General features: G+C 66.7%; 14 protein-coding genes. 10 read left to right on the top strand and 4 right to left on the bottom strand.

All coding sequences use genetic code 11. From position 1 onward, the window contains the following. Positions 1-38: 38 nt before the first annotated feature. Complete coding sequence (gene phnF / locus AC3WMR_RS16850) at positions 39-761, bottom strand: phosphonate metabolism transcriptional regulator PhnF (protein WP_025137379.1); 723 nt, start codon at positions 759-761, stop codon at positions 39-41. 184 nt (positions 762-945) lie between these two features. Between phnF and phnG the strand changes: the two genes are divergently transcribed. The 8 genes from phnG (at position 946) to AC3WMR_RS16890 (ending at position 7381) form a co-directional block, all read left to right on the top strand. Then, positions 946-1416, top strand: coding sequence for a phosphonate C-P lyase system protein PhnG (gene phnG, locus AC3WMR_RS16855; RefSeq protein ID WP_492264108.1), 471 nt, complete (start codon positions 946-948; stop codon positions 1414-1416). Between the two features lies 1 nt (position 1417). Beyond that, entirely contained in the window at positions 1418-2035 is a 618-nt protein-coding gene (phnH, locus tag AC3WMR_RS16860) for a phosphonate C-P lyase system protein PhnH (protein ID WP_492264107.1), read from the top strand. Between the two features lies 1 nt (position 2036). Further along, positions 2037-3188 (top strand): carbon-phosphorus lyase complex subunit, encoded by a 1152-nt coding sequence (locus AC3WMR_RS16865; RefSeq protein ID WP_492264106.1) that lies wholly within the window; start codon positions 2037-2039, stop codon positions 3186-3188. Further along, the gene (locus AC3WMR_RS16870; protein ID WP_492264105.1) at positions 3185-4075 is read left to right on the top strand and encodes an alpha-D-ribose 1-methylphosphonate 5-phosphate C-P-lyase PhnJ; all 891 of its coding nucleotides are present in this window, start codon (positions 3185-3187) and stop codon (positions 4073-4075) included. The genes AC3WMR_RS16865 and AC3WMR_RS16870 overlap by 4 nt, the downstream gene beginning before the upstream one ends. Then, positions 4072-4848: a phosphonate C-P lyase system protein PhnK gene (gene phnK / locus AC3WMR_RS16875; RefSeq protein WP_492264104.1), complete on the top strand. Its 777-nt coding sequence runs from the start codon at positions 4072-4074 to the stop codon at positions 4846-4848. Before AC3WMR_RS16870 ends, phnK begins: the two co-directional genes overlap by 4 nt. A gap of 2 nt (positions 4849-4850) precedes the next feature. Then, a complete protein-coding gene (gene phnL, locus AC3WMR_RS16880; protein ID WP_492264103.1) occupies positions 4851-5567 on the top strand; it encodes a phosphonate C-P lyase system protein PhnL in 717 nt (238 codons plus the stop codon). A gap of 4 nt (positions 5568-5571) precedes the next feature. Then, entirely contained in the window at positions 5572-6771 is a 1200-nt protein-coding gene (locus AC3WMR_RS16885; RefSeq protein ID WP_492264102.1) for an alpha-D-ribose 1-methylphosphonate 5-triphosphate diphosphatase, read from the top strand. Between the two features lie 175 nt (positions 6772-6946). After that, positions 6947-7381 (top strand): hypothetical protein, encoded by a 435-nt coding sequence (locus AC3WMR_RS16890; RefSeq protein ID WP_175195426.1) that lies wholly within the window; start codon positions 6947-6949, stop codon positions 7379-7381. Positions 7382-7444: 63 nt separating this feature from the next. Here AC3WMR_RS16890 and AC3WMR_RS16895 read toward each other — a convergent pair whose 3' ends face one another. Continuing rightward, positions 7445-7822 (bottom strand): hypothetical protein, encoded by a 378-nt coding sequence (locus tag AC3WMR_RS16895; RefSeq protein WP_199166658.1) that lies wholly within the window; start codon positions 7820-7822, stop codon positions 7445-7447. A 220-nt stretch (positions 7823-8042) separates the two neighbouring features. Continuing rightward, positions 8043-9350 (bottom strand): dicarboxylate/amino acid:cation symporter, encoded by a 1308-nt coding sequence (locus tag AC3WMR_RS16900; RefSeq protein ID WP_492264101.1) that lies wholly within the window; start codon positions 9348-9350, stop codon positions 8043-8045. A gap of 306 nt (positions 9351-9656) precedes the next feature. Here AC3WMR_RS16900 and AC3WMR_RS16905 point away from each other — a divergent pair, with 306 nt between their 5' ends. Further along, positions 9657-10556, top strand: coding sequence for an SMP-30/gluconolactonase/LRE family protein (locus tag AC3WMR_RS16905; protein WP_492264100.1), 900 nt, complete (start codon positions 9657-9659; stop codon positions 10554-10556). 153 nt (positions 10557-10709) lie between these two features. Continuing rightward, entirely contained in the window at positions 10710-11774 is a 1065-nt protein-coding gene (fba, locus tag AC3WMR_RS16910) for a class II fructose-bisphosphate aldolase (protein ID WP_183004456.1), read from the top strand. A 105-nt stretch (positions 11775-11879) separates the two neighbouring features. Here fba and AC3WMR_RS16915 read toward each other — a convergent pair whose 3' ends face one another. Further along, positions 11880-12335 (bottom strand): GFA family protein, encoded by a 456-nt coding sequence (locus tag AC3WMR_RS16915; protein ID WP_492264099.1) that lies wholly within the window; start codon positions 12333-12335, stop codon positions 11880-11882. Between the last annotated feature and the right edge of the window lie 169 nt (positions 12336-12504).

Here is a 12504-nt window from a genome sequence, read left to right on the forward strand (position 1 = left end):
AGTGGAATCGCACTGCCGCGGCCGAGGCCGCGGGGCGTTCAGGTTTCGTCGGTCACCATCAATTGCACCAGGTCGCCGACGAAGCGGGTGATGCTGTATTGCAACGGCGCGCCGGCCTGGTCGATGTTCAGGGCTTCGACCTGCAGGATCGGGCGCGTCTTGGGCTGGCCCAGCAGCCGCGCCACTTCGGGCGAGGGCAGGGCGGCGGTAATGCGTGACCACTTGCGGGTGTAGTCGCCGATGCCGTAGTGGGCATAGACCTTGGACACCGACTTCAAGGCGGTCAGGCGGTCGGCGAAATCGGGAAAGCGCTTTTCGTCGAAGTAGTGCTCGGACGCGCTGATGGGACGGTTTTCGGCCTTGCCCACCAATTGCACGCGCAACAGCGGCGCGGTGCGCGCCAGGCCCAGGTGCTTGGCCACGTCGGCCGCGCGCAGGGTCTGGCTGCCCAGGGTTTCCAGGTGGCCCAGCACGCCCTGGCTGCGCAGGTTTTCGGAAAAGCGGGTGCGCTTGCCGATCGCGTAGTCGATGGCGTGCTCTTGCACGAAGGTGCCGCGGCCCTGCTCGATGCGGACCAGGCCGCTTTGTTCCAGTTCGCCCATGGCGCGCCGGATGGTGTGGCGATTGACGGAAAACTTGGCGGCCAGTTCGGGCTCGGACGGCAGCTGTTCGCCCGCCATGTAGAGCTTGTTGCGGATGTCGTCCGCCAAAGACTCGCCAATCTGCCGCCACACGGCAATGCCGGAACCTCTTTCAACCATGGGATGTGCTCGCGCTGTCATATCAGCTTCATCAAGAATGGCTGTGATTGTGCACCAAGCGGCGGGCGCGGGATAGGCGATGCGTCCCCGCCGCAACTGTCATCAAAAATTCACGCCAGGCTGTTGAACTTCGTTGTGAACGCGATCATACTCCATCCGGTCGTCTAGACGTTTAGAGGAAATAATGGATCATCGACACACAGCGCAAGGCGAGGCCAACGCGCAGCGGGCTGCCTGGATGCGGGTGCTGGCGTTGGCCGATCCGGCCATGCTGGACGGGGCCTTCGGCTCGTTGGGCGGCCTGCCGTCCCACCAGATGCTGCGCCCCGCGCAGACCGGCATGGCCATGGTGCGGGCCCGCAGCGGCGGCACCGGCGGACGTTTCAACCTGGGCGAAATGACGGTCACGCGTTGCGCCGTCAGCCTGGACAACGGCGTGGTCGGCATTGCCTACGTGCAGGGGCGCTCGCTGCGCCACGCCGAGCAGGCCGCCGTGGCCGACGCCCTGCTGCAACTGCCCGACTGGCACGACACGGTGCAGGTCCAGCTGATCGGGCCGCTGACGCGCGAACGCGCCGAGCGCGTCGAGCGCCAGGCGCGCGTGGCCGCGCAGACCAAGGTCGAATTCTTCACGATGGTGCGGGGCGAGGACTGACATGCAGCAACACATCACGAGCGCGGCGGCCGCCAGCCGCAAACTGCTGCCGGGTTTCGCGGACCCGGTGAACGATGCGCAGGCCACCTTCCGCACGGCACTGGACGCCATGGCGCACCCCGGCCGCGTCGTCGAAACGGCCGCCACCAGCGGTGTGCCCACCGGGTTGTCGCCCGCATTGACCGCGCTGCTTCTGACGCTGGTCGACGTCGACACGCCGCTGTGGCTGCCCGACGGCATCGATAGCGGCGTGCTGGATTTCCTGCGCTTTCATTGCGCCTGCCCGATCGTGCCGTCGCCCTCGCTGGCGCGCTTTGCCTGCGTGCCAGCGGGGTTTGCGGCGCCGGCCCTGTCGGCCTGCCATCCCGGCGACCCGGCGTATCCCGACCTGTCGACCACGCTGCTGATCGAAGTCGAATCGCTGCAAGCGGGGGCCGAAGTCACGCTGAGCGGCCCCGGCATCCAGACCCGCCAGGCGCTGCGCGCCGCCGGGCTGCCCGACGGTTTCTGGCGCGAATGGCGCCTGAACCATCAACGTTTTCCGCTGGGCGTCGACGTCTTCCTGACGCACGGGCGGCAACTGTGCGCGCTGCCCCGCAGCACGCGCGTGGAGAACTGACATGTACGTGGCCGTCAAAGGGGGCGAACGCGCCATCCTCAATTCCTATCGCATGCTGGACGACTACCGGCGCGGCGACCGCGCCGTGCCCGAGCTCAGCCTGGACCAGATCCGCGAACAAATGCCGCTGGCGGTGTCGCGCGTGATGGCCGAGGGCTCGCTCTACGATCCGCAATTGGCGGCGCTGGCGCTCAAGCAGGCCGCGGGCGACGTGATCGAAGCCGTGTTCCTGTTGCGCGCCTATCGCACCACCCTGTCGCGCTATGGCTATACGCAGCCGATCGACACGGGCCGCATGCGCCTGCAACGCCGTATTTCGTCCACCTTCAAGGACGTGCCTGGCGGCCAGATCCTGGGCCCGACCTACGACTACACCCAACGCCTGCTGGATTTTTCGTTGGAAGCCGAGCGCCAGGCAGACGCCTTGCCGGCGGGCGACGAGCCGCTGGACAGCGCCATGCCGCGCGTGACCGACCTCCTGGCGCACGATGACTTGATCGATGCCGAAGCCATTCCCGACGGCGATCCCGAACCCTTCGACCTGACCCGCCAGCCGCTGGACTTCCCGGCCTCGCGCGCCGCGCGCCTGCAGAACCTGGCGCGCGCCGACGAAGGCTTCCTGCTGTCGATGGGCTATTCCACGCAGCGCGGCTATGGCAATACCCACCCCTTCGCCGCTGAAATCCGCTATGGCTTCCTGGAAGTCGAGATGCACATCGAGGAACTGGGTTTCGCCGTTACCGTGGGCGAAATCGAGATTACCGAATGCCAGATGGTCAGCCAGTTTTCCGGCAACGGCGAAGCGGGCCCCAAGTTCACCCGCGGCTACGGCCTGACCTTCGGCTACGGCGAGCGCAAGACCATGTCGATGGCGCTGGTGGACCGCGCCCTGAAGGCCAAGGACCTGGGCGAACGCGCCGATTCCCCGGCCAACGACCACGAGTTCGTGCTGTATCACAGCGACAACGTCGAGGCCTCCGGTTTCGTGCAGCACTTGAAGCTGCCGCACTACGTCGACTTCCAGGCCAACCTGGAGCTGCTGCGGCGCATGCGCGCCGAGCGCGCCGCGCCGGATTCCGCGTCGGGTTCAGCATCTGATCCCGCGCTTGCTCCCGACACCACCCGCCAGCTGGACGAGGCCGTTGCCCCATGAATGCCACCCCCACCTCCGCCGCCACCGTCGCGCGCGATGACCACTACAACTTCGCCTACCTGGACGAATCCACCAAGCGCATGTTGCGCCGCGCGCTGCTCAAGGCCGTGGCCATTCCGGGCTACCAGGTGCCGTTCGGCAGCCGCGAGATGCCGCTGCCTTACGGCTGGGGCACGGGCGGCATCCAGGTCACCGCGGCCATCATCGGCCAGGGCGACGTGCTCAAGGTCATCGACCAGGGCTCGGACGACACCACCAACGCCATCAACATCCGCCGTTTCTTCGGCCGCGTGACCGGCGTGGCCACCACCGAATCCACCCGCGCCGCCAGCATCGTGCAGACCCGCCACCGCATTCCTGAAACGCCGCTGGCAGCCGGGCAGATCATGGTGTTTCAGGTGCCGATTCCCGAACCGCTGCGCTGGCTGGAACCGAGCGAAACGGAAACCCGCACGATGCATGCGCTCGCCGAATACGGCGGCATGCACGTCAAGCTGTACGAAGACATCGCGCAGCATGGCCACATCGCCACCACCTATGACTACCCGGTCATCGTCAACGACCGCTACATGATGCGGCCGTCGCCGATCCCCAAGTTCGACAACCCCAAGCTGGACAACAGCCCGGCGCTGATGCTGTTCGGCGCGGGCCGCGAAAAGCGCGTCTATGCCGTGCCGCCCTACACACGGGTCAAGAGCCTGGACTTCGAAGACCACCCCTTCACCGTCGAGAAGTGGTCGGAATGCTGCGACGTGTGCGGCTCGCGCGACAGCTTCCTGGACGAGATCATCCTGGACGATGCCGGCGCGCGCCGCTTCGTCTGCTCCGATACCGAATACTGCAACGACCGCCAGGCGCAGCAACACCCGAAAGAGGCCACCGCATGAACGCCCAACCTTTGCTTTCCGTGCGCGACATGACGCGCACCTGGGACGGCGTGCACGGCTGCCGCCACGTCAGCTTCGACCTGTTTCCGGGCGAAGTGCTGTGCGTGGTGGGCGAGTCCGGTTCGGGCAAGAGCACCTTGCTGTCGGCCGTGTCGTACCAGACCCCGCCGGACTCGGGCAGCGTCTGGTACGACACCCGCGACCAGGGCTTCACCGACCTGGCCGGGCTGCAAGGCGCGCGCCTGCGCCTGCTGTCGCGCACCGACTGGGGCTTCGTGCGCCAGAACGCGCGTGACGGCCTGCGCATGCAGGTCAGCGCGGGCGCCAACATCGCCGAACGCCTGATGGCCGTGGGCGACCGCCACTACGGCGACCTGCGCCAGGCCGCGGGCAGCTGGCTCGAGAAAATGGAAATCGACGCCGGCCGCCTGGACGACGCGCCGGCCGCGTTTTCGGGCGGCATGCAGCAGCGCCTGCAGATCGCCCGCAACCTGGTGACCCATCCGCGCCTGGTCTTCATGGACGAGCCGACCGCCTCGCTGGACGTCTCGGTGCAGGCGCGCCTGCTTGACCTGTTGCGCCAGCTGGTGACCGACCTGGGCCTGGCCGCGATCGTGGTGACCCACGACCTGGCGGTGGCGCGCCTGTTGGCGCACCGCACGCTGGTCATGCGCGGCGGCGAAGTCGTGGAAAGCGGCCTGACCGACCAGATTCTCGACGACCCGCAGCATCCCTACACCCAGTTGCTGGTGTCTTCCATTTTGCAGAGCTGACCATGACTGTAGCGACTCCCATGATCGAGGTGCGGGGCCTCGGAAAGATGTTCACCCTGCACAACCAGGGCGGCATTCGCCTGCCGGTGCTGGACGCGGTGGACTTCGACGCCGCCGCGGGCGACTGCCTGGTGCTGGCCGGCCCGTCGGGCACCGGCAAGAGCACGCTGCTGCGCTGCCTGTATGGCAACTACCTTGCCACCGAAGGCAGTATCCGCGTGCGCGCTGGCAACGATTGGGTGGAACTGGTCGGCGCGCCCGAACAGCGCATCCTGGCGCTGCGGCGCGATGTCATCGGCTACGTCAGCCAGTTCCTGCGGGTGATTCCGCGCGTGTCGGCGCTGGACGTGGTGGCCGAGCCGCTGCGCATGGCCGGCACCGATGCCGAAGAAGCCCGTGCCCGCGCCGGCGCCATGCTGCGGCGCCTGAACGTGCCGACCCGCCTGTGGGGCCTGGCGCCGGCCACGTTTTCGGGCGGCGAGCAGCAGCGGGTCAACATTGCCCGCGGCTTCATTGCGCAGCACCCCATCCTGCTGCTGGACGAACCGACCGCCTCCCTGGACGCCGACAACCGCGCCGTGGTGGTCGAGCTCATTCGCGAAGCGCGCGCCGCCGGCCGCTGCCTGCTGGGCATCTTCCACGACGCCGAAGTGCGCGACGCCGTGGCGACCCAGGTCCTGGCCTTGCGCCCTGCGCAGGCCGCCGTCGAATTGGAGTGACCCCATGCAAAGCATCTACCTGACCCACGCCCGCGTCGTGCTGCCGGATCGCGTGCTGGAAGACAGCGCCGTCCTGATCGACGATGGCGTGATCGTGGCCATCGCCCCTGACGGCGCCCGCGCCGACCAGGAAATCGACCTGCGTGGCCAGACGCTGGTGCCGGGGCTGATCGACCTGCACTGCGATGCCATCGAGAAAGAAGCCGAGCCGCGCTCGAAAGTGCTGTTTCCGCTGGATTTCGCGGTGGCCCAGGTGGACCGCCGCAACGCCGCGGCGGGCATCACCACGCCCTATCATGCGCTGTCGTTCGCCAACAGCGAGTCGGGTGTGCGCAACAACGAAACCGCGGCCCAGGTGGTACGCAGCGTGCGCGCATTTCGCTCGCACAGCCTGGTCGACAACCGCGTGCATTGCCGCTACGAGGTTACCGACGCCACGTCGCTGCCGGTATTGCAGGCGCTGATGGACGAGGGCGCGGTGGACCTGCTGTCGGTGATGGACCATTCGCCGGGCCAGGGCCAGTTCAAGACGCTGGAGTCGTACCTGCAATACATGATCGGCAACCACGCCATGAGCCGCGAGCAGGCCGAAGAAGCCGCCCGCGCCAAGACCCGTTCCAAGGATGGCGCGGTGCAGCGGGTGGAAACGCTGCTGGCGCATGCGCACGGCCTGGGCATTCCCACGGCCAGCCACGACGACGATTCGATCCACCGCATCGCCACCATGCGCAACCTGGGCGTGGCGATGAGCGAATTCCCGATCACGCTGGACACGGCGCGCGCCGCGGTGTCTTGCGGCCTGCCCACCATCCTGGGCGCGCCCAACGTGCTGCGCGGCAAGAGCCAGAGCGGTTCGATGCGGGCCATCGATGCCATCCGCGCGGGCGTGGCCAGCTGCCTGTGCTCGGACTACCAGCCGTCCACGCTGATCGCCGCGGCCTTTGCGGTGGCTGCGCAGACCGACCTGACGCTGCCGCAGGCCATGGCGCTGGTGACGGCCAATCCGGCCGACGCCTGCGGGCTGTCCGACCGCGGCCGCATCGCGGTGGGGCTGCGCGCCGACCTCGTGGCGGTGGCGCAGGTGGGCGCGCTGCCGCTCATCAGCCATGCCTGGAGCGCGGGCCGGCTGGTGTTTTCGGCCCACTATCCCGCAGCCCGGCCGACGATGCCGGCGGCCGAGCCGCGCGGCCTCGTCGCCGCCTGATCTCAGCCCGATCGCCCCGCGGCCCGGGCGCGCGTCTTTTTTGCGCCTGCGCAAGGCCCGGTGCGCAAAAACATCGCTGCCGGGCAAGCGGGCGTCGCGCGCATCTGGTTAAATGGGCAGATGACGAGGCGGCCCCGGCTTGCGGGGCCCGTCTTCCCTTTTTCCGGAGCGCGCGATGGCACGATTCAATTTCACCCAAGACCCCGAAGAACCCGATCTCTGGGCCGCGGAAAACGTGCCCGTGGGCGGCAGCCGCCCGCCCATCCACGTGATGATCCAGACCGACGGCGAAGAGCCCGACAGCGGCGCCTCGAAAGTGGTCAAGGCCATCATCGACAACCTCGATGACCACGTCCTGGCCGCTGCCGAGTTCCTGCTCGACAACTACTCGTACGAACACTACAAGAAGCTGGGCATCGAAGACGACCAGCTGCTGGCCGAAGAAACCGCCGAAGCCATGGCCGAAAAGGCCGTGCTGCGCGCGCTGTGGCTGTTCGACGAAGATGGCGACGGCTATGAACTCTGGTTCACGCTGCCCTGGGACCCGGTCCACACCTACGACGTGGAATTCGAAGACGGTTCGCCCGTCTCGTGTTCGGTCAACGACTAGCCCTGCAACGCCCCGCTAGCGGGGCGTTTTCTTGTGGGCATCGCGGTGTGACGGCGGTATCTGCTAGCGCGCCAGCTCAAACCGGGTGGCGCGGGCCTCGCCCAGCGATTCATCGTAGCGATACAGCAGCTTCAAGGGCTTGCCCTTGCGCACCGCCGACGGGTCGACGTTGTCCAGCGCCACGTCGATCAGGCGGTCGACGAATTCGGTGCAGTCGGTGTCGGCGCGTGCGCCCTCGGGAATATCCGCAGCCTTCACCTGCAACCGGAACAGCACGTGCGACACCTCGGTGCCGTCGGTGCGGTATTGGCGCATCTGTTCGGGCAGGGTGGCGACGATGCCGGTCAGGTCGCAGGAAATGCGGGTCCAGGCGTGAGCGGAGGGCAGCGCTGCCATCAGTGCCGCCGCCGCGAGCGCGGTGCGCAAGCGTAGAGATTTCATGGCATGGGTCGTGGGTGCGGGGTGCCAGGCGCGATGCCCGGCGCGACACCCGTTGCACGCCGCCTGTTGCTCGTCGCCTGTTCCACGTCGCCCTTAATGGGGCCAAGGGGCTTCTATGTTGCGCCGGGCGCGGCGCACGGTCAAGAAACGGAAACGGGCTCCGCATCATGATGCGGAGCCCGTTTCCCATTTCAGGAATGCGTCAGTGCGACGCGTCCGTTCAGGCGTTGCGCGACGCGGTCTGGCCGGGTTGCGACGCACCGCCGGCCGGCTGGCCGATGTCGGCCTTGGGGGCCAAGTCTTCCTCGTTGCCTTCCATCTTGGCGATCACGGCGGTGGCCAGGCTGTTGCCGACCACGTTCGTGGCCGTGCGGCCCATGTCGAAGAACTGGTCGATGCCCATGATCAGCAGCAGGCCGGCTTCGGGCAGGTGGAACATCGGCAGCGTGGCCGCCACCACCACCAGCGAAGCGCGCGCTACGCCGGCCATGCCCTTGCTGGTCACCATCAGCACCAGCAGCAGGGTCAGCTGCTGCGAGAAGCTCATGTCGATGTTGTAGGCCTGGGCGATGAACAGCACGGCGAACGACTGATACATCATCGAGCCGTCCAGGTTGAACGAATAGCCCAGCGGCAGCACGAAGCCCGAAATGCGCTTGGACACGCCGAAACGCTCCAGCGCCTCGATCGTCTTGGGGTAGGCCGATTCGCTGCTGGCGGTGGAAAAGGCGAGCAGGGTCGGTTCCTTGATCAGCCCGCCCAGCCGGAAGGTGGACTTGCCCAGGAACAGGTAGCCCACGGCAAACAGGATGGCCCACAGCAGCGCCAGGCCCAGGTAGAACTCGCCGATCAGCTTGCCGTAGCTGACCAGCACGCCCAGGCCTTCGGTGGTGATGGCGGCAGCCATGGCGGCGAACACGCCCAGGGGCGCGAAGCGCATGACGTAGTCGGTCACGCGGAACATGATCTTGGCCAGCTCGTCGATCATGTTGTAGATGGTGTTGTGGCCCTTGCCGCGAATGAACGACAGTGCCGCGCCGAAGAACAGCGAGAACACCAGGATCTGCAGGATCTCGTTGTTCGCCATGGCTTCGGCGATGCTTTTGGGGAACACGTGGGCGATGAAGGCCTTGAGCGTGAAGTCGCCCGTTTTCAGGCCGGCGGTGGCGGCCGCGTCCGGCAGCGCCAGGTTCAGGTGCGCGCCAGGCTGGAAGATGTTGACCAGGGCCAGGCCCAGCAGCAGCGAGATGGCCGAGGCGGCGATGAACCAGAACATGGCGCGCAGGCCGATGCGGCCCACGGCGCTGGCGTCGCTCATGCTGGCCAGGCCCGACACCAGCGTGGCAAACACCAGGGGCGCGATGATCATCTTGATCATGCGCAGGAAGATGTCCGTGATCAGGCTGAAGTACGAGGCGATTTCCTTGGCCTCTTGCGCGTTCTGCGCGTACTTGTTGCAGAAATAGCCCACCACGACGCCCAGCACCATGGCAATGCCGATGTAACGCGTCAGCTTCTTAGTATTCATCTTCTAAAAACGGAAAACAGGGACTCTATCGGTCGGCCGGGGGCCTTACCCGCCGGCACGAGGCGGGGCGAATCGGTCCAATGACGGATATGCCGGAGGGCGCCCGGAGCGGCACGGGTTAACCCTTGGGGCGCGATGTTAACGCCGTGAACCTGACAGTTAGTTGTCAGGTTGGGGACGGATCGGCACAATCGAACCCGTGCCGCCGGCCATGCCAGAATGGCAACACCCGGGTCCGCCGCCAGCCGGCGGACAACCGAGAAAAGTGGGCCGCCCAGGTCCGATACCTATATAGGAGACAGAGCTATGCCGAAACGCGAATTGTCCGTCCTGGCGTCCGGGTACACCTACCTGGAAGGCCTGCGCTGGCACGACGGGCGCTTGTGGGCGTCGGACTTCTACACCGGCCAGGTGCTCGCCGTGGACCTGCAAGGGCGCGTCGAGGTGATCTGTCGGGTGTTGCAGCAGCCCTCCGGCCTGGGCTGGCTGCCCGACGGGCGCCTGCTGATCTCGTCCATGAAAGACCGCAAGCTCCTGCGCCGCGAAACGGACGGCACGCTGTCGCAGCATGCCGACCTGTCTGCCCTGACCGGCGGGCCCATCAACGACCTGGTGGTGGATGACCAGGGCCGGGCCTACGTGGGCAACTTCGGCTTCGACCTGATGGCCGGCGAGCCATTTGCCACCACCACGCTGGTGCGGGTGGACACGGACGGCGTCGCCCAGGTGGTGGCCGACGGGCTGTGGTTTCCCAATGGCTCGTTCATCACGCCTGACGGCAAGACGCTGATCGTCAACGAAACCTTCGGCAACCGCATCTCGGAATTCGATATCCTGGCTCATGGCGCCCTGGGGCCGCGGCGCGACTGGGCCCATTTCGGCGCCTTGCCCGATTCCAACGACCTGTCGGTGCTGATCGCGGCCTCGGCCATCGGGCCGGACGGCGGCGCACTGGATGCCGAGGGCGCCCTGTGGGTGGCCGACGCCATCGGCAAGCGCATCGTGCGGGTGGCGCGCGGCGGCAAGATCCTGGAACAGATCGATACCGGCGAATTCGGCATCTTCGCCGCGGCGCTGGGTGGCCCGGACGGCAAGACCCTGTTCATGGCGGCCGCGCCCGATTTCATCGAGGCCAACCGCCGGGCCAAGCCCGAAGGGCGGATCCTGATGACGCAGGTGGACGTGCCGCACGCCGGCCGTCCCTAGGACGGACCTGCGGCCCCGTCAGACGGCCGGTTTAGTCCTGGTGGATAGGGATACCGGCCGTTTCAAGACCTTTCTTCGATTCCCCCGTAAAATCTCGCCATTCGGCTCGATTTCAACCATCTTTCAATCCACAGTACCTAAGGAGGACCACTCATGGCCCTAGTCTCCATGCGCCAGTTGCTCGACCACGCCGCCGAGCACGGCTACGGCATTCCGGCTTTCAACGTCAATAACCTGGAACAGGTCCAGGCCATCATGGAAGCCGCGGCGGAGACCGACAGCCCGGTGATCATGCAGGCTTCGGCCGGCGCCCGCAAATATGCCGGCGAAGGCTTCCTGAAGCACCTGATCCAGGCCGCCGTTGAGTCCTACCCGCACATCCCCGTGGTCATGCACCAGGATCACGGCCAGTCGCCCAAGGTCTGCCAAGGCGCCATCGACCTGGGCTTCTCCAGCGTCATGATGGACGGCTCCCTGAAAGAAGACGGCAAGACCATCGCCGACTACGACTACAACGTCGACGTCACCAAGAAGGTCGTGGACATCGCCCACAAGCTGGGCGTCACGGTCGAAGGCGAACTGGGCTGCCTGGGCTCGCTGGAAACCATGGAAGGCGACAAGGAAGACGGCCACGGCGCCGACGGCAAGCTGACCATGGACCAGCTGCTGACCGACCCGGAACAAGCCGCCGACTTCGTGCGCCGCACCCAGCTGGACGCCCTGGCCATCGCCATCGGCACCAGCCACGGCGCCTACAAGTTCACGCGCAAGCCCACCGGCGACATCCTGTCGATCGCCCGCATCAAGGAAATCCACGCCCGCCTGCCCAACACCCACCTGGTGATGCACGGCAGCTCCAGCGTGCCGCAGGAACTGCTGGCCGAGATCCGTGAATTCGGCGGCAACATGAAGGAAACCTACGGCGTGCCCGTCGAGGAAATCCAGGAAGCCATCAAGTACGGCGTGCGCAAGATCAATATCGACACCGATATCCGTCTGGCCATGACCGGCGCGATCCGCCGCTTCTTTGCCGAGAACCCCGAAAAGTTCGACCCGCGCGAATACCTGAAGCCGGCCCGCGCCGCCGCCAAGGCAATCTGTGTGGCTCGCTACACCGAATTCGGCACCGCCGGCAACGCCAGCAAGATCAAGGCCTTGCCGCTGACCGACATCGCCGCCCAGTACGCTTCGGGCAAGCTGGCCCAAGTGGTGCAGTAAGCCGCTGGGCCGGCCGGGTGGGGCGCCTTTCGGGGCCGCCACCGGCCGGAACCAGGCGAAAAAAAGGCGGGCCCCGGCGGGCCCGCCTTTTTCTTGCGCGTCGCGCTAGGCCGACGGCGCGTTCTTGGGAAAGTGCGGCACCGACTTGTCCACGTGGTGCCAGGATGGGGCCGAGTCGGTCCACAGGCTGACGCGGGTGTGGAAGGCCTCGGGGTCGTCCAGCGAGCCGGCCCGCACCACTTCGTACGTGGTGCTGTCCGAGCCGCCGAACAGCGGCGTGCCGCATTCCGGACAGAAGCTGCGCATCACGATGTGGCCGGAATCGCTCTTGTAGCGGTGCTCGCGCGGCTGGCCGCGCAGCAGGGTGACGGAGCCGGCCGGGAAGATCAGCGCGTGGGCCGGCGCGCCGCCGCTGGAATACTGGCAATCGCGGCAATGACAGGTGGCGGCCATGATGGGCTCGTCCGTCACCGCGAACCGCACGGCGCCGCATTGGCAGCCGCCGGTCAGGTGAACCTGCGCGTCGGCGTGGGACGCGCGTTTTAAGGATGCTTCCTGCATACGACTTTGTCTCCTCCAGGTGAAAAGGGGGCGCCGTGACGCGAGTTCGCGGCCGGCGCATCATTTGGAATGCAGCCAGACTAACCCGGGGTCCGCGACCCGGCAAGACGGACCTATTTGCAGTAACCTATGCGCTTTCTTGCGCCCTCATTTTTGCCATAGGCCATTT

This window comes from Achromobacter sp. FW305-C-28, assembly GCF_058783235.1.